This window comes from Nocardioides sp. URHA0020, assembly GCF_000620705.1.
Taxonomy (GTDB): domain Bacteria; phylum Actinomycetota; class Actinomycetes; order Propionibacteriales; family Nocardioidaceae; genus Nocardioides.
Map to the genome: position 1 here is coordinate 464,548 of NZ_KK211167.1, position 20,740 is coordinate 485,287.

General features: G+C 73.4%; 17 protein-coding genes. 8 read left to right on the forward strand and 9 right to left on the reverse strand.

The window, feature by feature from the left end; all coding sequences use genetic code 11:
- The 7 genes from N542_RS24450 to N542_RS0110945 form a co-directional block, all read right to left on the reverse strand.
- Positions 1-2,532: (Fe-S)-binding protein (locus N542_RS24450; protein ID WP_081795134.1), on the reverse strand; the 2,532-nt coding region annotated here is incomplete at its 3' end.
- A 141-nt stretch (positions 2,533-2,673) separates the two neighbouring features.
- Entirely contained in the window at positions 2,674-5,094 is a 2,421-nt protein-coding gene (locus N542_RS24455) for a hypothetical protein (protein ID WP_051551609.1), read from the reverse strand.
- 37 nt (positions 5,095-5,131) lie between these two features.
- Entirely contained in the window at positions 5,132-6,073 is a 942-nt protein-coding gene (locus N542_RS0110925; RefSeq protein WP_051551610.1) for a DMT family transporter, read from the reverse strand.
- Positions 6,061-6,819, reverse strand: coding sequence for an IclR family transcriptional regulator (locus tag N542_RS0110930; RefSeq protein ID WP_028643943.1), 759 nt, complete (start codon positions 6,817-6,819; stop codon positions 6,061-6,063). The genes N542_RS0110925 and N542_RS0110930 overlap by 13 nt, the downstream gene beginning before the upstream one ends.
- Before the next feature lie 30 nt (positions 6,820-6,849).
- Positions 6,850-7,218 carry a hypothetical protein gene (locus N542_RS24460; RefSeq protein WP_155992980.1) on the reverse strand — a complete coding sequence of 123 codons (369 nt, stop codon included), beginning with the start codon at positions 7,216-7,218 and terminating at the stop codon, positions 6,850-6,852.
- A 36-nt stretch (positions 7,219-7,254) separates the two neighbouring features.
- Positions 7,255-8,460 carry an MFS transporter gene (locus N542_RS0110940; RefSeq protein WP_028643944.1) on the reverse strand — a complete coding sequence of 402 codons (1,206 nt, stop codon included), beginning with the start codon at positions 8,458-8,460 and terminating at the stop codon, positions 7,255-7,257.
- An 82-nt stretch (positions 8,461-8,542) separates the two neighbouring features.
- A complete protein-coding gene (locus tag N542_RS0110945) occupies positions 8,543-9,832 on the reverse strand; it encodes a choice-of-anchor P family protein (RefSeq protein ID WP_028643945.1) in 1,290 nt (429 codons plus the stop codon).
- 187 nt (positions 9,833-10,019) lie between these two features.
- On the opposite strand from N542_RS0110945, the gene hutH reads away from it, so the two are divergent.
- Positions 10,020-11,588, forward strand: a complete 1,569-nt coding sequence (gene hutH, locus N542_RS0110950; RefSeq protein WP_028643946.1) for a histidine ammonia-lyase — start codon at positions 10,020-10,022, stop codon at positions 11,586-11,588.
- A complete protein-coding gene (gene hutU, locus N542_RS0110955; protein WP_028643947.1) occupies positions 11,585-13,243 on the forward strand; it encodes a urocanate hydratase in 1,659 nt (552 codons plus the stop codon). The genes hutH and hutU overlap by 4 nt, the downstream gene beginning before the upstream one ends.
- Here the strand turns inward: hutU and N542_RS0110960 are convergent.
- The gene (locus N542_RS0110960; protein ID WP_197025928.1) at positions 13,240-14,124 is read right to left on the reverse strand and encodes a MurR/RpiR family transcriptional regulator; all 885 of its coding nucleotides are present in this window, start codon (positions 14,122-14,124) and stop codon (positions 13,240-13,242) included. The two genes, hutU and N542_RS0110960, sit on opposite strands and share 4 nt — an antisense overlap.
- Positions 14,125-14,203: 79 nt before the next feature.
- Between N542_RS0110960 and N542_RS0110965 the strand changes: the two genes are divergently transcribed.
- Together N542_RS0110965 and N542_RS24465 are read left to right on the forward strand one after the other, a co-directional pair.
- Positions 14,204-15,235: an ornithine cyclodeaminase family protein gene (locus tag N542_RS0110965; protein WP_036507315.1), complete on the forward strand. Its 1,032-nt coding sequence runs from the start codon at positions 14,204-14,206 to the stop codon at positions 15,233-15,235.
- The gene (locus N542_RS24465; protein ID WP_051551612.1) at positions 15,232-16,743 is read left to right on the forward strand and encodes an aromatic amino acid lyase; all 1,512 of its coding nucleotides are present in this window, start codon (positions 15,232-15,234) and stop codon (positions 16,741-16,743) included. Before N542_RS0110965 ends, N542_RS24465 begins: the two co-directional genes overlap by 4 nt.
- On the opposite strand, the gene N542_RS0110975 is transcribed toward N542_RS24465, so the two are convergent.
- Complete coding sequence (locus N542_RS0110975) at positions 16,682-17,695, reverse strand: LacI family DNA-binding transcriptional regulator (protein WP_028643950.1); 1,014 nt, start codon at positions 17,693-17,695, stop codon at positions 16,682-16,684. The genes N542_RS24465 and N542_RS0110975 overlap by 62 nt on opposite strands.
- Before the next feature lie 81 nt (positions 17,696-17,776).
- Here N542_RS0110975 and N542_RS0110980 point away from each other — a divergent pair, with 81 nt between their 5' ends.
- From N542_RS0110980 to N542_RS27505, 4 genes are read left to right on the forward strand one after another with little or no spacing between them, the layout of a single operon-like run.
- Positions 17,777-18,739: an amidohydrolase family protein gene (locus N542_RS0110980; RefSeq protein ID WP_081795135.1), complete on the forward strand. Its 963-nt coding sequence runs from the start codon at positions 17,777-17,779 to the stop codon at positions 18,737-18,739.
- Positions 18,736-19,287 carry a cysteine dioxygenase gene (locus tag N542_RS0110985; RefSeq protein ID WP_028643952.1) on the forward strand — a complete coding sequence of 184 codons (552 nt, stop codon included), beginning with the start codon at positions 18,736-18,738 and terminating at the stop codon, positions 19,285-19,287. The genes N542_RS0110980 and N542_RS0110985 overlap by 4 nt, the downstream gene beginning before the upstream one ends.
- A gap of 21 nt (positions 19,288-19,308) precedes the next feature.
- Complete coding sequence (locus tag N542_RS0110990) at positions 19,309-20,547, forward strand: TolB family protein (protein WP_028643953.1); 1,239 nt, start codon at positions 19,309-19,311, stop codon at positions 20,545-20,547.
- The gene (locus tag N542_RS27505; protein WP_155992982.1) at positions 20,544-20,687 is read left to right on the forward strand and encodes a hypothetical protein; all 144 of its coding nucleotides are present in this window, start codon (positions 20,544-20,546) and stop codon (positions 20,685-20,687) included. Before N542_RS0110990 ends, N542_RS27505 begins: the two co-directional genes overlap by 4 nt.
- Positions 20,688-20,740: the final 53 nt, after the last annotated feature.

Here is a 20,740-nt window from a genome sequence, read left to right on the forward strand (position 1 = left end):
GGCGGCGGGCTGCTTCTCGGGTGCGGGGGTCTCGTCGACGCTCGCTGGCGCTGGCTGCTCGACCGCCGGTGCCGCCGGCTCGGCGGCGGCTGCTCCGCCGAGGTCGAAGAGGGAGCCGCCGGACGACGCGGGCTCGGCGGCCGCGACCTCCTCCTGGACGGACTTGTCCTCGGTGGCCGTCTCGGACTCGGCCGGGGCGTCGAAGAGCGACGACCCGCCGGAAGCCTTGGCGGCCGGGCCGGCGTCGGCCGTCTCGACGACGGTGTCCTCGGTGATCGTCTCGTCGCCGGCCTCGGGCTCGGCCTTGGTCTCCACGGGAGCGGACGCCGCACCGGCGCCGGGCGCCAGCTTGGTCGCCATCTCGCCCTTCACCGACGCCAGCAGCATCTGCGCGACGTCGAGGATCTCGACCTCCTCGCGGGCCTCGCCCGCGGCCTGCTGGGCGGTGAGCCCGTCGGAGAGCATCACCCGGCAGAAGGGGCAGCCCACCGCGATCTGGTCGGCGCCGGTGCCGACGGCCTCCTTGGTGCGGTTGACGTTGATCCGCTCGCCGATCTTCTCCTCCATCCACATCCGGGCGCCGCCGGCGCCGCAGCAGAAGGACTTCTCCGAGTTGCGCTCCATCTCGACGAACTCGGCGCCCGGGAGGATCTCGAGCAGCTCGCGCGGCGGCGTGTAGACGCCGTTGTGACGGCCGATGTAGCAGGGGTCGTGGTAGGTGATCGAGCGCTTGTGGGCGCCCGCGCCGTCCTGGACCGGGGTCAGCTTGCCCTCGCGCACCAGCCGGTTGAGCAGCTGCGTGTGGTGCACGACCTCGAGCTCGACGCCGAACTCCTTGTACTCGTTCTTGAGCGTGTTGAAGCAGTGGGCGCAGGTCGAGACGACCTTCTTGACCTTGAACTCCTTGAACGTCTCGACGTTCTGCTGCGCGAGGCCCTGGAAGACGAACTCGTTGCCGGCGCGCCGCGCCGGGTCACCCGTGCAGGTCTCGCCGTTGCCGAGGACCCCGAAGGAGACGCCCGCCTTGTCGAGCAGCTCGGCCACCGCGCGGGTGGTCTTCTTCGCCCGGTCCTCATAGGCGCCGGCGCAGCCGACCCAGAAGAGCCACTCGACCTCGTCGAGCGACTCGATCGTCTCGCCGACGACCTTGACCTCGAAGTCGAGGTCCTTGGCCCAGTCCAGTCGCGCGTTGGGCGACATGTTCCACGGGTTGCCCTTGTTCTCCAGGCCCTTGAAGAGGCCGTTGAGCTCGGCGGGGAAGTTCGACTCGACGAGCACGGCGTACCGGCGCATGTCGACGATGTGGTCGACGTGCTCGATGTCGACCGGGCACTGCTGCACGCAGGCGCCGCAGGACGTGCAGGACCAGAGGACGTCGGGGTCGATGACCGCGGAGCCGTTCTCGGGCATGTAGAACCAGTCGTCGCCGGTGTCGCCGACCAGCGGCCGCTCGCCCTCCTTGACCAGGGTGTCGCTGAGGCCCGCGCGCTCGTCCTCCGGGGTCTGGAGGTACGGCGCCTTCGCGTACGCCGCGTCGCGCAGGCCCATGATCATCAGCTTCGGCGAGAGCGGCTTCTCGGTGTGCCACGCGGGGCACTGCGACTGGCAGCGGCCGCACTCCGTGCAGGTCGTGAAGTCGAGGATGCCCTTCCAGCTGAAGTCCTCGATCGAGCCGACGCCGAGGATCGCGTCCTCGGCGACCCGGTCCTCCTCGATGTCCTCCAGGGTGACCGGCTTGCCGCCCACGGTCAGCGGCTTGAGGCCGCCGAGCGCCGTACGACCAGTGCCCTCCCGCTTGAACCAGATGTTGAACCAGGCGGTGAACCGGTGCCAGGCGATGCCCATCGTGATGTTGCGGGCGATCACGAGCAGCCACACCATCGCGAGCACGATCTTGAACATCGCGATGAAGAAGACGATGTTCTCGAGGGTGTCGTGGCCGTCCGGGTAGAGCCGCGAGAAGGTCGCGCTGACCGGGTAGTGGAAGCGGCTCGCCTCGGGGTCGAGCTTGTACTCCGCACCGCGGATGAAGAGGATCGCCGAGCCCTCGAGCAGGGCCATCGCCTCGACGAAGTAGGCCTGCCAGAAGTTGGAGCCGTAGAAGCGGCTCTGGCGGCCGAGACGGCGCGGGTGGTTGAGCTGGCGGTAGACGATCAGGAAGACGATGCCGACCGTGCTGAGCACGCCCAGCGACTCCATGACCCACTCGTAGAGGAAGAAGTGGCCGATGACCGGCAGCGCGAACTCGGGAGCGAAGAGCTGGAAGTAGCCGGTCAGCACCGACGCGCTGAGCACGATGAACCCGGCGTACACGAACCAGTGCATGATGCCGACCCAGTGCCACTGCAGCATCCGGGTGTGGAGCAGCGTCTCCTTGACCATCGTCCAGGTACGACGGGCCGGCTGGTCGGTGCGCCGCGTCGCGGGCTGGCCGAGGCGCATCACGCCGAGCATGCGGCGGACGGCGACGGTCACCGCGACGACGGCGACGACCGTGAGGGCCAGCGAGACGACGATGGCGAAGATCTGCATGGAGCGGGACTCCCTCGAGCGGCGGCAGTCGGGTGGGCGACACGCCGAGCGGCGCGCCGTGAGCCTAGTTCCCTGTGCTCAGCGACGGCAGTCCCGCTGGACGTGAGAAGAATCCTACCGGGTGGTAACTTGCGGTTCGAGTCAGAGCCGGGTGAGTCGCACGACCTTGCCGCCCTTCGAGAACACCACCTTCATGTCGACCCGCGGGTCGGAGCCGGTCCTCGCGCAGAAGCGGTACGTCGTGCCGAGCCGCTGGTAGGGCTGGCCGACGGCCTTCATCACGGCGGTCGTCGTCATGCCGCGGCGCACCAGGCGCTCGACCGTCGCCACCCGCTTGCGCAGACCGGGGTTGCGGCACGAGTCCGGGGCGACGCCCTCGGCGCGCTCCCACATCTGCAGGTAGGCCTCCGCGCCGCGGGCCATGTCGTCCTCGATCCGCGCCCCGTCGCCCTTCCGCTGCTTGTCGGCGACCTTGGTCAGGTCCTGGATCCAGTCGGGGTAGAGGCCGTACTGCGCGACGCCGTCGGTGTTGATGTCGTACACCCGGCGACCCGCGTGCTGCTTGTCGACGGTCACGCCACCGAGGCCCGTGAAGGGATAGGTCACCGGGTTGGCCACGTCGGCCCCGCGCGGGTCCCCCTGCGCGCCGAGCCCGTTCATGTCGGCGCCGTACCCGAGGCCCCAGTAGTAGCGCTTGTCGGCCCACCCGACGTGGGTGCGCCACTTCTCGACGAAGCCCGTCGAGTCGCCGGCGTACGGCGTGATGAACCCGCCCTCGCGGTAGATCCGCGGGTAGGCGTCGGGCGTGGCCCAGGAGTGGCTCGAGACGACGCCGTGGTAGCCCAGGTCGTCGATCTGGTCGAGCGCGGAGGCGCGCGCCTTCACGCTCATGTGGTCGGGGTCGAAGATCATGTGGCGCTTGGCGAGGCCCGCGATGGTGTGCTCGCCGAGCGTGGTCAGCCCGCGGGAGTTGCAGTGGTGCGCGGGGCCGTAGACCGGCAGCGCGGTGTGCAGGGTGTCGAAGAGCTGGCCGACGGCGCCGAAGAGCGCGTCCTGCTGCTGGGCCGAGATCTCCGGGGCCGCGACCTGGTCGCGGTCGTGCGACTCCCCGTCGGCGGGCTCGCAGTGCCGCATGTCCCAGAACGAGCCCGTCTCCAGGAAGTTCGCGGCGTTGACCGCCGTCCCCACCGCGCCGTTGTCACCGGCCACGCCGGAGAGGGCGTTGTCGAACTTGTTGACCAGCTCCATCTGGCGCACGCCGAGCCTCTTCACCGAGTCGAGCTGGGCGTCGATGTCGCGCAGGTCGCACTGCGGCACGTCGAGCTTCATCGTGCAGCCGAACGGCACACTGGTCTCGATGCCCATGACCACGGCCATCTTGCCGGCGTTGATGACCTTCCGGGCCTGGAAGGGGTCGGTGACGATCCGGTAGAAGCCCTTGCCCGGCCCGCCCGACTGGGCGTCGATGTAGTCCTGCATCTCTCGCATGTCCCGGGCCTGGCGACGGATCGACTCCATGTCGTCGCAGGACGCGTACTCGATGCTCCTCTTGAGCGGGTAGACCTTGCAGAGCTGGTCGTTCTCGACGAGCAGGTTGACGAAGATGCGCTGGCCACCGCGCCAGGACCGCTCCAGCCAGCGGTAGTAGGTCCCCTCGTGGGTCAGCGACTCCGGCGCCGGCCAGTCCGTGAAGGTCGGCCAGCCGACCGGGTCGTGGTGGGGCTGGCCGGAGAGCACCGACTCCAGCACGCCGCCGTACCCGCCCGTGGCGGTGTGGTCGGGGCAGTCGACCAGCGCGTACGGCGCGCCGTACCGGTCCCACGGCTTGCCGCAGTGCGCGGCGCCCCCGAGGAACTCGAAGGCCATGCCGTGGGTGTGCGCGTCGACGTAGCCGCGGACCTCCTGGTACGCCGTCACGCCGGCGTGCGGGCGCCCGGAGACGTCGATCTGCGCCTCCGGGTAGGCGGCACAGCCCGTGGTGCGGGTGAGGACGTACGACGTGGCGCCGCCGATGCGCAGCGGAGAGCCGTCGTTGACGAAGCTGAAGCGGCTGCCGGCCTTGCGCGCCGTCCAGACCGTCGACCGGCCGGGGGCGTCGGCGCGGGCGCCGCCGGCGGTGACGAACCGCCGCCGGGCGTCGTACAGCAGGTAGTCGCCGAGGTCGGTGGGCTCGAAGTAGAGGGGGGTGCCCGCGAGCGAGTAGCAGCCGTTGGCCATGGCGTAGCGGTTGGTCGGGTGCGCGGTGCGTGGGCTGAGCAGGGCGGTGGTGAGCCTCGGGTCGGGGAGTCGGCGCTCGCTGGCGACGTACGACGCGCTCGCGGCCCGCTGCCGCGCCGTGGTCGGGTCCGTGGTCGAGGCGCCGAGCGCGCCGGCGCGGGAGAGGGCGTTCTTGTCCGCCCGCTGCGCGCCGAGGGCGTCCTGGGCGACGGCGTAGCGACCGGACAGGCTCCCCTCGCGCACGCCGCCAGCACCGCCGAGGGCGATCGCCGTGGTCACCAGGGCGACCGCGGTGACCAGCGCGACCAGGGCGCGCCGTCGGGACCGGTTCTGCTCACTCGCCATGGCTGTCCAACGAGGCAGACGCCGGGAGGTCACCTCGTCAGGGCGCGGGGCTGACGACCCCGGTGGTCGTCTCCTCCCGTCGGCCGAGCCCGGCCACGGCCAGCAGGATCAGCGCCGTCCCGACGATCCCCACCACGCCGAGCCGCTCGTCGAGCAGCACCGCCGCGAGCGCGGCGGCGGTCACCGGCTCCAGGAGCGTCGCGATCACCGCTGCGCTGCCGGTGGTCGTGCGGAGCCCGGCGTACAGCAGCCCGTAGGCGATCGCCATGGTGAACACACCGAGGTAGAGCACGGTCACCGCGACCACCGGTTCGGTCAGCGGAGCCGTGATCGAGCCACCGATGAAGGCCGTGGGAAGCAGCGCGACAGCGCCGACCGACGTCGTGGCCGTGGTCAGCGTCAGGGGTCCGGTGACCTGGGCCAGGGAGCGACCGAACGCCGTCGTGGCGGCGTACGTCGCCCCGGACGCAGCGGCCAGCACGACACCGAGCGTCGGGTGCGGGCCGGGATCCCGGCTGCCCGCGGCGAGGCTGACCAGGACGAGCCCGGTGAGGGCGACGACCAGCACGAGCACCTGGCTCCGAGCCGGAGCGGTCCGGTGCCGGAGCGACTCCTCGACGGTGAGCAGCACCGGGGCCAGCCCGAGGCTCACGACGGTCGAGACCGAGACGCCGACGGCGACGATCGCCCCGAAGTAGAGCGCCTGGTAGGCGGCGGTGCCGCAGCCGACGAGGGCGACCCGGCCCGGATGGGCCCGCGCCAGCGCCACCAGCGAGGGCAGCTGGCGCATCGAGAGCAGCACGACCAGCAGGACGACGGCCGCGATCGCCATCCGCCAGGCGCTGATCGTGAGCACGGACATCGGGACGACGTCGCGGATCGCCTGGACGCCCAGCCCGCCCGTGCCCCACAGGACGCCGGCCAGACAGATCTGCAGCAGGCCGACGCCTGCGCGAGGGGTCGTGCTCAGCCGAGCCACCCGCCGATCCGGCGGGTCAGCCCGGCGGCCGTCGCGGTGACGGCGGCGGCCAGGGTGGCGGCCTGCGCCGCGTAGTCGTGGGGGTAGGTCACGGCCACCGCGGCGACCGGGTGCTGGTTGTGGTCGGCCACGGCGACCGCCACGCTCGCCAGGCCGGGAGTGACCTCGCCGTCCTCGACGGCGTACCCGCGCTGCCGGGTGTCGGTGAGGACTCGGCGCAGGCCGCTGAGGGTCCGCGGTCCGAGGCCGTGGCGGTCCACGAAGTCCGAGGGGCGTGAGTACAGCGCCCGGACCTGCGCCGCCGGGAGCTGCGCGAGGATCGCCCGGCCGCTGGCGGTCAGCTGGGCCGGTAGGCGGACGCCCACGTCGGTGACCAGCGGGGGGCGGCCCGGCGCGCGCTCCTCCACGACGTACAGGACCTCACGGCCGTGCAGCACGGCCAGGTGCGCCGAGTGCCCGACGCGATCGACCAGGGCGGCGAGAGGGCGACGGGCCAGTCGCTGCAAGGGCTCCTGGCGCGCGTAGCCGCTGCCGAGCTCGAAGGCCGCGAGGCCGAGTCCGTAGCGGTGCTCCTCGGCGACGTGCACCACGAAGCCCTCCTCGATCATCGCGTTGAGGAGGTGGTAGGTCGTGCTCCGCGGCAGCTCGCACGCCCGCATGATCCGGTCGAGCGCCACGGGGTCCGGCTGGCCGGCCAGGAAGCGCAGGACCCGCAGCGCACGGGTCGCGGCGGGCACCTGGCTCATGCCCGGAAGGGTACGGCCAGCCGGCGGGGCCTACGGCGTACGACCACCGGCGGCACCGGGGTGGTAGTCGTCGGCGCGGTGGTCGACGTCCGGGTCGATCGCGTCGGCGTCACGCAGGGCGTTCTCCTGGCGGGCCTGATCGGCGTCGAGCCGACGCTGGGCCTCGGTGGCCTCCTGCTCGACGCGCTCGGCCTCGGCGCGGGCCACGTCGGCACGGGCCGCGGCCTCGGCCGCCTGCTCGCGCGACCGCGCGATGTCGCGGTCGTGCGCCGCGGCGTCGGACCGGATCTCGGCGGCGACGTGGCGGTGCTTGCTCTGGCGCCGTCGGCTGGCGAGGAAGGCGGCGACCGCGAGGGCCAGCACGACGACGACGGCGATGATGATGATGGTGGTGGTCATGCCCGTGCCGTACCCGACCGGCTGCAGAACCATCCCTCAGGACAGGGCGCGCTCCTCGCGCACCGGGATCAGCGGCACGGCGACCACGGGGAAGAGCGCGCCGAGGGCGAACGCCGCGGCGTAGCCCCACTGCCCGATCGCGAGACCGGCGAGCGGGGGTACGACGGAGGCGGCGAGGAACTGTGCGGTGTTCTGGGCTCCGAGCGCGCGGCCGGACCAGAAGGGGCCGGCCCGCTCGGCGACCGCCGTGAACGCCAGGCCGTTGTCGGCCACGGTCACCAGCGTCGCGACGACCACGAGCACCACCGCGACCGCGAGGTCGAGGGCGGCGGTCAGCCCGAGCAGCGCCATCGTCGCGGCGGCGGCGACGGCCACCCACCGCAGCGGCCTCATCCGGCCGCCCACCACGTCGGAGAGGTGGCCGACGCCGATCCGGCCGAGCGCGCCGGCCACCTGGGCGATCGCGACGACGACACCGGCGGCGGCCGGGGACCAGTCACGGTCGGTCACCAACCAGACCAGGGCGAAGGACCACACCAGGAACTGCGGGACGACGAGCAGCACGGAGACGCCGTGGATCCGGGCGAGGTAGGAGCCCTGCCGATAGGGGTTGACCGCCACCGCGCCCTCGCGGTGCTCGGGTCGCGGAGGGTCGATGACGACGGCGGCCACCAAGAGGGCGGCGAGCGCGCAGGCGATCGTCGGCACCCACAGGGCGGCGTGCACGCCGTGCTGCGAGGCGATCACGGCGATCGAGATCGCGGCGACACCGACGCCGACCGGCTGGGCCATCTGCCGGATCCCCATCGCCAGACCCCGCCGCTCCGGAGGGAACCAGCCGACCACGACCCGACCGCTGGCCGCGTTGGTGCTCGCCGCGGCCGCGCCCCCGAGGAAGAGGGTGACGACCAGCATGGTCGGGCCGCCGGACAGCGCGGCGACGGCGCCGGCCACGACGGTCGCGGAGAGCCCGACAAGCAGCACGAACCGCTCGCCGCGCCGGTCGGTGACCCAGCCCCAGGCGACCAGGGTCAGCATCACCCCGATGGTCGGCGCGGCCGCGACCAGCCCGGCCCGGGCGAGGCTCAGGCCCTGCTGCTCGTGCAGGGTCGGGATCAGGAAGGCGGGCCCGTGCATCATCACGGCCGCCGCGGCCTGGGCCAGCGTGCTGGCCGCGAGCATCGTCCACCGGCGAGCGGTGGAGACGGTGCGGTCCGGCGCAGCCTGTTGACGGAGGGTCACGCCCTCAAGTCAACGCTGCGCCGGACCGACCGACGTCGTACGTCTTGCTGGGTGGCCTGTGAGATGGCCGACCCCGTGCTGCTCAGCGCAGGATGCGACGCACCTTCAGCTCGGCCGTGCCGAGGTTGAGGACCGCGCCGGTGCCGTCGAGCAGCGTGACCCGCAGGGCCGTCACCGAGATCCCGCTCCGGATGTTCTTCACGACCTTCGCCTGGATCTTGGCGACCCCGGGGATCTGCAGGACGCCGGTGTCCGGGAACTGCTGCAGCTTGCCGTTGACGTAGATCTTTCCGGTCGACGTGCCGGCGGTGCTGCGCTTGAAGGTGCGCAGCTTCGGGCCGCGGCGCGACACGTTGGCCTGGCCGACGATGCCCTCGATCCGGAGCTGGCCGTCGCCGATGTTGACCGAGGCGACCTTGCTGCGCTCGAAGCCCCAGGCGTGCCGGCTCGTCTGGTTGCCCATCTGCTCGTTCTTGGCGGCGTGGACGACGACCTGGTCGCCCAGGTTGATCCCGGCGAGGGAGGACGTCTGGACCTTGCCCCGGGTCCCGACGCAGCGCAGCTTGAGCAGCGGGTTCGGGCCGACGTTGAGCACGTTGCTCGCCGCGGAGGCGCTCAGACCGTAGGACTTGCCGTTGAAGAGCCCGGAGCGGACCCCGGAGTAGATGAACGACACGGCCCGGGCGACGCCCACGGTCGACTTGGTCGCGTGCAGCTTGACCAGGATGCCGTTGGCCGCGGCGTGCGCGCCGCGGGAGTTGGTGCCGGTGACCGACTTGGCGATCGTCACGGTGGCGAAGCCGGGGATCTCGACCGGGCGGTTGGGAGCCGGGAGCGGGAGCGTCATCGCCGGACCCGCGGGACCCTGGAACCGGAGCCGGGCCACGTCGGTGTGCGTGCTCGTGCGGAACCTCGTGCCGTCGTGGAAGGCCCGGGCGGTCGTGGACACGGCGTCGAGGTAGAGCGTGCCGAGCGGCGAGTCGCTCAGCACGACCTTGCCGATGGTGTTGCGCGACCACGAGGAGACGACGCCGGCCTTGCGCGTGGTCCAGGCGCGCGTCTGCACGCCGCTGATGGTGCCGAGGGACGGGAGCTTCGCCGTCACCAGGTGGTTGGTCCGCACGATCCCGGCCCGGTTCGTGCAGGGCAGGGCCTCGTACGCCGTCGGGGCCGAGCTGACGGGGATGTCGCCGCCCAGCACCCGGGTGCCGTAGGCCCAGCCGCGCATGGCGAACTTCGTCGCGCTGGGATGCGCCGTCCGGTGGGCCTGGGTCGCCTGCGCCGCCGAGGCGGGAAGGGCGGTGATGGTGGCGGCGCCGGCTGAGGCCAGCACGGCTCCGATCGCGATGGTGGTGCGTACGACAGCGCGCACAGGGTCACTTCCCTCCGTAGGGCCCGACCGTGGAACTCCCGAGCGGTCGGGCGGACTTGCCCCCCTGGCCCTCCTCAACGCGACTGGGCCGGGTTGGTCACGAGTGACGGCCGTCACGTCTCGTATTACAGACGCCGACCCATCGGCTGCCCTGTTGCCGCCGGAGACGGGCGGCGAGGATGGCCGTATGACTACCGGCCTCGACCACCTGCCCCCGACCGTCGAGGTCGGCGTCGGGCCGGTCTCCTTCGACGACCTGCTCTCCGTCGCGCGGGCGGGTGCTCCCGTCCGGCTCAGCCGCGACGCGGCCGTCGCGATCGACCGGGCGCGCACCGTGATCGACGAGCTCGCCGCGGCACCCACCCCGGCGTACGGCGTCTCGACCGGCTTCGGCGCCCTCGCGACGCGTCACATCCCGACCGAGATGCGCGCGCAGCTGCAGCGCTCCCTGGTGCGCTCGCACGCCGCCGGCTCCGGTCCCGAGGTCGAGCGCGAGGTGGTGCGCGGCCTGATGCTGCTGCGGCTCTCGACACTGGCGACCGGCCACACCGGCGTACGCCGGGAGACGGCGGAGCTGCTGGCCGCGCTGCTCGCCCACGGCATCACCCCGGTGGTGCGGGAGTACGGCTCGCTCGGCTGCTCCGGCGACCTCGCCCCGCTGTCGCACTGCGCGCTGGCGCTGATGGGCGAGGGCGAGGTCCGCGACGCGTCCGGCACCCTGATGCCCGCGGCGGAGGCGTTGGCCGCGGCCGGGCTCACCCCGGTCGAACTGGCCGCGAAGGAGGGGCTGGCGCTGATCAACGGCACCGACGGGATGCTCGGGATGCTGGTGCTGGCGATCGCCGACCTGCGGATGCTGCTGAGGACCGCCGACATCGCCGCCGCCATGTCGGTCGAGGGTCAGCTCGCCACCGACCGCGTCTTCGCCCCCGAGCTGCAGGCGATCCGTCCGCACCCCGGCCAGGCCGCGTCGGCCGCCAACCTGGTCGCGCTGCTGGCCGGCTCGGGCGTCGTCGCCTCGCACCGCGGGCCCGACTGCAACCGGGTTCAGGACGCCTACTCGCTGCGCTGCTCGCCGCAGGTCCACGGCGGCGCGCGCGACACCGTCGAGCACGCCGCGACCGTCGCGGGCCGCGAGCTGGCGTCGGCGGTCGACAACCCCGTGGTGCTGGCGGAGGAGGGCCGCGTCGAGTCCAACGGCAACTTCCACGGAGCGCCGGTCGCCTACGTGCTCGACTTCCTCGCGATCGTCGCCGCCGACGTGGCGTCGATCAGCGAGCGCCGGACCGACCGGTTCCTTGACAAGGCGCGCAACCACGGGCTGCCGCCCTTCCTCGCCCACGACCCGGGCGTCGACAGCGGCCACATGATCGCGCAGTACACCCAGGCCGCGATCGTCTCGGAGCTCAAGCGGCTCGCGGTGCCGGCGTCGGTCGACTCGATCCCGTCGAGTGCGATGCAGGAGGACCACGTGTCGATGGGATGGTCGGCCGCCCGCAAGCTGCGCCGCTCGGTCGACGGGCTCACCCGCGTCGTCGCGATCGAGGTGCTGACCGCCGCGCGCGCCCTCGACCTGCGCCGACCGCTGGAGCCCTCGCGGGCGACCGGCGCCGTGATCGACCTGCTGCGGTCCTCCGGCATCGAGGGCCCCGGTCCCGACCGCTACCTGTCGCCCGAGATCGAGGCCACCGTCGCGCTGGTCGCGTCGGGCGCCGTCCTGTCCGCCGCCGAGTCCGTCATTGGAGAACTGGCATGACCAACCCCCGCCTCCCGATCCACGCCGCGCACGGCACCGAGCTGACCGCGAAGTCGTGGCAGACCGAGGCCCCGCTGCGGATGCTGATGAACAACCTCGACCCCGAGAACGCCGAGCGTCCCGAGGACCTCGTCGTGTACGGCGGCACGGGCAAGGCCGCGCGCAACTGGGAGTCGTACGACGCCCTCGTCCGCACGCTCACCACGCTCGAGGACGACGAGACGATGCTGGTGCAGTCCGGCAAGCCGGTCGGCGTGATGCGCACCCACCCGTGGGCGCCGCGCGTGCTGATCGCCAACTCCAACCTCGTCGGCGACTGGGCCAACTGGGAGGAGTTCCGCCGGCTGGAGGACCTCGGGCTGACGATGTACGGCCAGATGACCGCCGGCTCGTGGATCTACATCGGCACCCAGGGCATCCTGCAGGGCACGTTCGAGACCTTCGCGGCGGTCGCCGACAAGCGCTTCGGCGGGACCCTCGCCGGCACCATCACCGTGACCGCCGGGCTCGGCGGCATGGGCGGGGCGCAGCCGCTCGCCGTCACCATGAACGACGGCGTCGTCATCTGCATCGAGTGCGACCAGAGCCGCATCCAGCGCCGGATCGACCACCGCTACCTCGACGTCCGGGCCGACTCGCTCGAGCACGCCGTCGAGCTGGCCGTGGCCGCGCGCGACGAGCGCCGCCCGCTGTCGATCGGCGTCCTCGGCAACGCAGCGGTGATGCTGCCGCAGCTGCTCGAGACCGACGCCCCGATCGACATCGTCACCGACCAGACGTCGGCGCACGACCCGCTCTTCTACCTGCCGGCCGAGACGTCGTACGACGACTGGGAGCGCGAGCGCACCGAGGACCCGGCCGGCTTCACCAAGCGCGCGCAGGAGTCGATGGCGACCCACGTGCGCGCGATGGTGGAGTTCCAGGACAAGGGCGCCGAGGTCTTCGACTACGGCAACTCGATCCGCGACGAGGCGCGCAAGGGCGGCTACGACCGGGCCTTCGAGTTCCCCGGCTTCGTGCCGGCCTACATCCGGCCGCTCTTCTGCGAGGGCAGGGGCCCCTTCCGCTGGGCCGCGCTGTCCGGCGACCCGGCCGACATCGCGGCCACGGACAAGGCGATCCTCGAGCTCTTCCCCGACAACGAGCGCCTGCACAAGTGGATCACGATGGCCGGCGAGAAGGTCGCCTTCCAGGGCCTGCCGGCCCGGATCTGCTGGCTGGGGTACGGCGAGCGACACCTGGCCGGACTGAAGTTCAACGAGATGGTGGCATCCGGGGAGCTCAAGGCGCCGATCGTGATCGGGCGCGACCACCTGGACTGCGGGTCGGTCGCCTCGCCGTACCGCGAGACCGAGGCGATGCTCGACGGGTCCGACGCCATCGCCGACTGGGCGCTGCTCAACGCCCTGGTCAACACCGCGTCGGGCGCCAGCTGGGTGTCCATCCACCACGGTGGCGGTGTCGGCATGGGTCGCTCGATCCACGCCGGCCAGGTGTGCGTCGCCGACGGCACCGCGCTGGCCGCGGAGAAGATCGAGCGGGTGCTCACCAACGACCCCGGGATGGGCGTCATCCGCCACGTCGACGCGGGCTACGACCGCGCCGTCGAGGTCGCCGAGGAGCGCGGCGTGCGGATCCCCGTGAGGGAGTCCTAGTCCAGGTCGGAGCTCGACTGGTGCAGCCAGGTGTCGACCTGTCCCTCGTAGGCCTCCAGCCGGTCCTGCGTCCGGCGCGGGTGGGCTGCGGCGATCCCGTCGAGCAGCGCCATCGCCAGCACCACCGGTGCGGCGTGGGAGTCGAAGACCATCCCGGTGCCGACGGGGGCGACCAGCACGTGATCGGCGTCGTGGGCGAAGTCGGCGAACGGCGTGTCCACGAGCAGCACCGTGGGGATGCCGAGGTCGCGCGCGTGCCGCAGTGCCCGGACCGTCGAGGCGGGGTAGCGCGGCATCGCGACGACGACCACGGCGGCTCCGCCGGCGTGGTGCATCTGGGTGAGCGCATCGGTCGCGGTGTCCGCCTCGGTGACCAGACGGACGTCGTCCACGATCCGCCGGGCGAAGTAGGCGACGTACGACGCCAGCGCGGTCGAGGCCCGGATCCCGACGACGCCCAGGACCTGGGCGTCCGCGAGCGCCGCCACGGCCGCTGCCATGGCGGGCGAGCCGAGGGTGCCGCGCAGCGCCGCCAGGTTGGCCTCGGCCTCGGTGACCGGATCCGGCGCGGCGGCGATCTCGCCCTCCGACCCGTGGCCGAGGATGACGCTCCGCAGCGCGCCGCGGAAGTCGGCGTACGTCGCGAAGCCCAGCGTCGCGGCGAACCTGGTGACGGTCGGCTGGCTGACCCCTGCTCGCAGGGCGGCCTCCGACGTCGACAGGAAGGCCGCATCGGGCATGGTGTCCAGGAACGACTGCGCCACGCGGCGCTGGGTAGGAGACAGCCGGTGGCGCTGACAACGCTCGACCAGCCACTGGCGCGCGGCGCTCGCGCTGCGCACCGGGTCGGGGCCGTCCGCCCGGGTGGCGTGCTGCGTCACAGGTCCTCCCTCACCACCGCGCGGCTGTCGCGCTGAGCCCCATCCTTCCCGCCCCCTCCCCCCAGCAATCGAGGCGTCCATGACCGTCCCCCCGTCGTACGACGACGGCCTCTGGCTGCGCTTCGTGGCCGGCCCCGACATCGACGCGCTGGGTCTCACGCCGGCCGACATCGTCGCCGCCGCGACCGATGTGGTCGCGGCGCACGGCCGGGGGGAGACCGTGTTCGAGCCGCGCACCCACCTCGAGCCCGACAACGGCGGCCGCGGGCACTTCAACGTGCTGCGCGGACACGTCTCGACGCTGGGCGACCACGGTGTCAGCGGCATCAAGGTCGTCGGGGACTTCGTGTCCAACTACGAGGTGGGACTGCCGAGCGAGCTGGCGCTGCTCACGCTCTACGACCCGTGGACCGGGGTGCCCCGAGCCATCCTCGACGCCACCCTGATCACCGAGGCGCGCACCGGCGCGATGACCGCCGTCGGTGCCCGGCACCTCGCCCGCCCCGACGCCAAGGTGCTCGGGCACATCGGTGCGCGCGGCACCGCGCACTCCAACATCGTGATGCTCGACGCGATGTTCGACCTGGACGAGATCCGGGTGACGTCGCGCCGGCCGGAGTCCCGCGAGGCGTTCGCCGACCGACTCCGCGCAGAGATCTCCACGCCCGTCGTGGTCACCGGGTCGCCCGCCGAGACCATCGACGGCGCCGACATCGCCGTCGAGGCGACCCGGCTCCGTGAGCCGGCGTCGCTGATCACCCCCGACCTGCTCGCGCCGGGCTCGCTGCTGGTGCCCTACGGCACCATCAGCGCGCTCGACCCCCACCTGCTCGACGTGATCGACAAGGTGGTCGTCGACGACTGGCGCGAGGCCCAGGCCGGCAGCTTCGGGGCGCTGCGGCCCCACCTGCGCTCGGGCGCGCTCACCCACGAGACGCTGCACGCGGAGCTCGGGCAGGTGGTGACCGGAGCCCGGCCCGGGCGCGAGGACGACGCCGAGCGGATCCTCTTCTGGCACCGTGGCCTGTCCATCCTCGACGTCGCCGTCGGCCACCTGATCCTCGAGCGGGCCGAGGCGGCCGGACTCGGGACGATGGTGCGGTTCCGATGACGGTGGTGGTCGACGAGCCCGACGACCTCGACCGCGCCGCCGTCCTCGCCGCCGCGCACGGCGCGGCGGTGCGCCTGTCCGACGGGCTGCTCGCGCGACTGGCGGAGCGGCGGCGGACCGCGCTCGCGGCCCTGGCCGACGGGCCCGACGTCTACGGCGTGACGACCGGCATGGGCGCCCTCAGCGACACCCGCCTCGACGCCGCGGCCCAGGCCGACCACTCGCAACGGCTGATGCTGGCGCGGGCCGTGGGCGGGCCGCCGTGGGTCTCGCGCGTCGAGAGCCGGGCGATGGTCGCCGTACGCCTGCGCTCGTTCCTGGCCGGCGACGCCGCCGTGTCCGCCGAGCTCTGCGCCTGGCTGGCCAGGCTCCTCACGGACGACGTCGCGCCGGCCGTGCCACGCACCGGGTCCGGCGCGGCCGGCGAGATCCTGCCGCTGGCTCACGCCTGGGGCCACCTGGCCGGCGTGGGTCGGGTGCTCGACGCCGACGGGGTCGCGGTGCCGGCGGGCCCCGTCGTCGACGCCCTCTCCCCACCCCGCCTCGGGCCCAAGGAGGGCATCGCGCTGCTGGCGGGCGTCCCGGCGGCCACCGCGCTGGCAGTGCTCCGCGCCTCCGACATCGACCGGCTGATCGCCCAGACCACGGTCGTGGCGGCCGCCGGCATCGTGCTCGTGGGCGTCAGCCGCGACCCCTACCTCCCCGCCGTGGCCCGCGGGGACGACGAGCTCGCCGCGTCGCTGGCGCGGCTGGGGGAGTACGTCGGGCCGCTCGCCGCGCCGGGTCACCTGCAGGCGCCCGTGTCCTTCCGCGTCGCCGGCCCCGTGCTCGCGCACCTGCGGCGCGAGCACGCGCGCCTCGAGCAGGTCGCGGAGCGTGCCCTCGGTGCGGTCGCCGACTCCCCGGCGTACCTCCCGACCGACGAGGGAGACCGCTTCGTCGGGACGGCGAGCTTCCACGGGCTCGACCAGGCCGCCGGCTTCGACTCCGCGCGCGCGGCCGTCGTGCACGCGGCCGCGGTCGGGGCGGCCCGGCTGCACCGGATGCTCGACCCGCGCGTCACCGGCCTGCCGGCGCAGCTCAGCGCCGATCCCGGACCGCAGGCCGGGCTGTCGCCCGTGCACAAGCGGGCCGTGGCGGTGGTCCACGACGTGGCCGGGTGGCCGGCGACGTACGTCGCCCCGATCGAGACCTCGAACGGCCAGGAGGACGTGCAGACCTTCGCGCTCGAGGCGGCCGAGCGGCTGCGCCTGGCCCTCGACGCCGCCGAGCAGGTGCTGGCGTGCGAGTTGCTGGCGCTGCACCAGGCGCGGCTGCTGGCGCCCGAGCGGATGGCCGCGGCCCGGGGTGGGCTGGCGGCGCTGCTGGACCAGGTCGCCGCGGTGCTGCCGCCGGGCGTCGAGGACCGTCCGTGGGGCGAGGACGTGGAGCGGCTGCGCGAGCTGCTCAGGACGGGCTGGGCGCTGGACCGCTCGAGCCCCGGACGACCAGGCGCGGCGCGATCGTGACCGTGCGCAGCGGCTGGTCGTCGTCGATGGCCGCGAGCAGCTGACCGACGGCGGCGTCGACCACGGCGCCGCGTCCCCAGTCGACGGTGCTCAGCCCGGGTCCGGCCAGGTCCGCGAACTCCACGTCCTCGAACCCCACCACCGACAGGTCCCCGGGCACATCGAGCCCGAGCGTGCGGGCGGCCCGCAGCATGCCGAAGGCGAACGAGTCGGTCAGGCAGAAGGCCGCCGTGGGCCGGTCGGGCCCGGACAGCGCCGCGGCCAGGTGGTCGGTCATGGTGGCGGGGTCGGCGGTCGCGGGCGGCGTGCGCACCAGGTCGACGACGATCCCGCAGCGCCTCGCCTCGCGGGCGACCAGCCGCTCGGCGGGCCGGTCCGGCGTGCTCGGCCGCTCGGGGAGCACGGCCGCGATCCGGCGGTGCCCCAGGTCGGCGAGGTGGTCGAAGACGAGGGCGAAGCCGGCCGCGTTGTCGAAGACGACGGCGCCGGCCGACGGCGCCAGGGCGAGCCGGTCGCCGATCGCGACCACGGGCAGCTGGCTGGCCAGCGCCTCCCACTGGGACGCGAACGGGTCGAGCGGCGCCACCAGCAGCCCGTCGGGGCGCTGGTCGCGGATCTTGGCCAGCAGCGCCTCCTCGCGCTCGGGGTGGCCGTCGGCGTCGGCGACCAGGGCGTGGCGCCCCTCCGAGAGCAGCTGGCGGGCCAGGTCGGCGGTGAGGGACTGCTGCCACAGGTCGCGGGTCGAGCCGCAGAGCACGGCGACGGTGCGCGAGCGACCGGTGGCGAGCGCCGAGGCGATCGGGTTGATCTGGTAGCCGAGGGCGGTCGCGGCGGCGTGCACCCGGGCGACCGTGTCGTCCGAGCCGCGCTCACCTCGCAGGGCGTACGACACCGTCGCCGGCGCGAGGCCGACCGCGTCCGCGACGTCCTGCAGGGTCGGTCGCTTCGGCATCGGCCGAGCATACGACGGGGCGCCGACAGGGTCTGAGACGTCGGGTTGCGCTTTTCAAAGTCTAGTGCTTTAGTAGGTAATATGAAGCGCTTCACTTCCCCCGCCGGCGCGGCCGGCGGCGTGCAGCTGGCGGCCGGTCCGGTGACCGACTGCCACCAGCACCTGTGGCCGGAAGCCTTCATCGACGAGCTCCGCCGGCGCACCCGGGGCCCCCGGTTGACGGGGTGGGACCTGCACCTCGACGGGGAGCCGACGTACGCCGTGGACCCGTCGCTCCACGACCTCGCGGCCCGTCGGGCGACCGACGTCGCCGACGGCGTCGACCTCACCGTGCTGTCCCTCTCGAGCCCGCTCGGGATCGAGCTGATGGAGCCCGACGAGGGCACCCCGCTGCTCGCGGCGTGGCACGCGCTGGCCGACGACCTCGAGCGCCAGGACGTCGACGGGCATGCCATCTGGGCGGCCGTCAACGTCGTCGAGCCCGACCTCGCCGGGCTCGAGGCGCTGCTGCGGCACCCGCGCGTGCGCGGCCTCCAGGTCCCCGCGACCGCGCTCGTCGATCCGGCGGCCCTCGAGCGTCTCGCGCCCGTGCTGGCCGTCGTGCAGGCGGCCGACCTGCCGGTGCTCGTGCACCCCGGACCCGCGACCTCCTCGTCCCTGGTCCCCGGCTGGTGGCCCGCGCTGACGTCGTACACCGCGCAGCTCACGGCCGCGTGGTTCGCCTGGCACGTCGCCGGCCGGGCGCTGCTGCCCCGGCTGCGGATCGCCTTCGTCGGCCTCGCCGGTCTCGCGCCCCTGCACCACGAGCGCCTCGGTCAGCGCGGCGGTGCCCTCGGGGCGATCGACCCCCTGGTGCACTACGAGACGTCGTCGTACGGCATGCGAGCCATCGACGCGCTGATCCGCGTCGTCGGGATCGACCCGATCGTGCACGGGTCGGACCGCCCCTACGCGCTCCCCACGAACCCGGGACTGGGTGACGCCTTCAGCCAGTCCTTGTTCATCACCAATCCCGCCCACCTCATGAACGGAGCTCCGCGATGACACTCGCCCCTGAACGTCCCACCCAGGCCGCTGTCTCGTGTGAGCTCGGGCCCGACCAGCTCCCGGCGCTGCCCGGCCGCGTGCTGGACCCGCAGGAGCTGCTCGCGTGGGTGCGCGAGCTCGCCGCCAAGCCGGAGCTGTGGGCGGAGCACGTGCGCCACGACACCGAGGGCCGGCACTTCGTCTCGCTGCACCGCGACGCCGACATCGACGTCTGGCTGCTGTGCTGGAACACCGAGGACGACACCGGCTGGCACGACCACGACACCTCCGCCGGCGCCGTGGCCGTGACCCAGGGCGCGGTCGTCGAGAACCGGCCCCGGCTCGGTGGGGAGCCCGCGAGCCGCACCATCGAGGCCGGCCGGGCCTTCGCCTTCGGGCCGGACCACATCCACCGGATGGCGGGCGCCGTCGACGGCTCGGTCTCGATCCACGCCTACTCCCCTCCGCTGTGGCGGATGGGGCAGTACTCCATCAGCTCCTCGGGCGTCATGCGCCGCTACTCGGTCTCGTACGCCGACGAGCTGCGGCCGCTGGTCGGCGACTGACCGGGTGGCTATCGTCCTTGGATGACGCGCGCCGGCTGGCTCTCCCTGGTGCTGGGAGTGTCGGCGGCCGCGATCGTGGTCGTCCCGCTCGTCGGTGAGACCGGGACGCGCGCCAGCACGGTGGGCGTCTCCATCCCGGACCGGATCGCCGGCTACTCGCTGCTGACGGCGGACGTGACCGACGCGCCGACGGGGCCGGCCCTCGCGCTCTACCAGCGCGGCCTCGGCGTCGAGTTCGTGGACACCCCGCAGGCCGTCGTGCTGGCCGCGGACGACGACGCCTACCGACGCGTCGACGCCGCCGAGGAGCGCTCCGGACCGGAGGACCAGGGTGACCCGGGTCCGATGCTGCTCTCGCCGGACGGCTCCTCGGTCGCGCTCGGCGACCACGACACCCGCGACCCCGACGTGGGTGTCGTCGACCTCGGCACCGGTCACGGCACCCGCTACACGCTGACCGGTCCGCGCAGCGTCGTACCGGTCGCCTGGTCCCACGACGGGAGCAAGATCGCCTACCTGGCCGGGCGGACGCCGACGAACCCGCACGCGGGCGGACCGACGGTCGGCGAGCTCTACCTGCTCGACGTCGACTCGGGCGAGGTCAGCTCGGTGCCCGGGGTCGGTCGCGCGCGGACGGCCGCCTTCTCCCCGGACGGCAGGCAACTCGCCGTACGCCCCGCCGGTCTGGGCGGTGGCACCCTGCCGATCGTCGACCTGGCCACGGGGACCCTGCGCACCGTGCCGGCCGACGGCGTGCTCACCGGTCCCGCCGCCTGGTCGCCGGACGGGGAGCTGGTCGCGGTGTCGTCACCCGCCGGCCTCGCGTTCGTGGCGGTGGACGGGTCGGCACCCGGGCCGGCCGAGCTCGAGCTCGACCACCCGCAGCGCGAGCAGCTCCTGGGCTGGACCGGCGACCGGGAGGTGGCGGTCCTCGACCGCTCCGACCCGGACACGGCCCGGCTCGTCGCGCACCCGCTGAGCGGCGGCCCGACGCGCCGGCTCACGCGCATCGACCACCTCGGGACCTACGGCATCAGCCACGTCCAGCTGGCCTCGGCGCTGCTGCCGCAGGCACGGCTGCGACCCGCGGGCAGTGCGGGGTACGGGCCGCTGCCCGCCCGCTTCCGCTTCCCGCTGGCCGTCGTCATCGGGCTGGCGGTCGCGGGGGTCGCGCTGCTGGTCCTCCGGAGGCTGCTGCCTGGCGGGCGGGGTCGGGGGCGGGGTCGCCGCAGTCCGCGCCCGTACGGTGGGGTGTCATGACGGCACAAGAGCTCGCAGACCAGGCGACCGAAGCGGCAGCGAAGATGAAGGTGGGCACGTGGGACGCCGTGCAGGCGCTCGCGCTCGCGTCCATCGCGCAGAGCCTGGCGTCGATGGCGCGGGACCAGTCGCCGGACTGAGTGCCTGTGTCGGTCGGTCGGTCGGCTGGCCTTGCTGCCGCGCTTCGGTGCGG

What these genes read in the sequence shown, in the direction of transcription:
- N542_RS0110975 (WP_028643950.1), bottom strand. Translation starts at nt 17,695, where the DNA reads ATGCCGAAGCGACCGACCCTGCAGGACGTCGCGGACGCGGTCGGCCTC.
- N542_RS0110985 (WP_028643952.1), top strand. Translation starts at nt 18,736, where the DNA reads ATGACACTCGCCCCTGAACGTCCCACCCAGGCCGCTGTCTCGTGTGAG.
- N542_RS24465 (WP_051551612.1), top strand. Translation starts at nt 15,232, where the DNA reads ATGACGGTGGTGGTCGACGAGCCCGACGACCTCGACCGCGCCGCCGTC.
- N542_RS0110990 (WP_028643953.1), top strand. Translation starts at nt 19,309, where the DNA reads ATGACGCGCGCCGGCTGGCTCTCCCTGGTGCTGGGAGTGTCGGCGGCC.
- N542_RS0110965 (WP_036507315.1), top strand. Translation starts at nt 14,204, where the DNA reads ATGACCGTCCCCCCGTCGTACGACGACGGCCTCTGGCTGCGCTTCGTG.
- hutH (WP_028643946.1), top strand. Translation starts at nt 10,020, where the DNA reads ATGACTACCGGCCTCGACCACCTGCCCCCGACCGTCGAGGTCGGCGTC.
- N542_RS27505 (WP_155992982.1), top strand. Translation starts at nt 20,544, where the DNA reads ATGACGGCACAAGAGCTCGCAGACCAGGCGACCGAAGCGGCAGCGAAG.
- N542_RS0110930 (WP_028643943.1), bottom strand. Translation starts at nt 6,819, where the DNA reads ATGAGCCAGGTGCCCGCCGCGACCCGTGCGCTGCGGGTCCTGCGCTTC.
- N542_RS24455 (WP_051551609.1), bottom strand. Translation starts at nt 5,094, where the DNA reads ATGGCGAGTGAGCAGAACCGGTCCCGACGGCGCGCCCTGGTCGCGCTG.
- N542_RS0110980 (WP_081795135.1), top strand. Translation starts at nt 17,777, where the DNA reads ATGAAGCGCTTCACTTCCCCCGCCGGCGCGGCCGGCGGCGTGCAGCTG.
- hutU (WP_028643947.1), top strand. Translation starts at nt 11,585, where the DNA reads ATGACCAACCCCCGCCTCCCGATCCACGCCGCGCACGGCACCGAGCTG.
- N542_RS24460 (WP_155992980.1), bottom strand. Translation starts at nt 7,218, where the DNA reads ATGACCACCACCATCATCATCATCGCCGTCGTCGTCGTGCTGGCCCTC.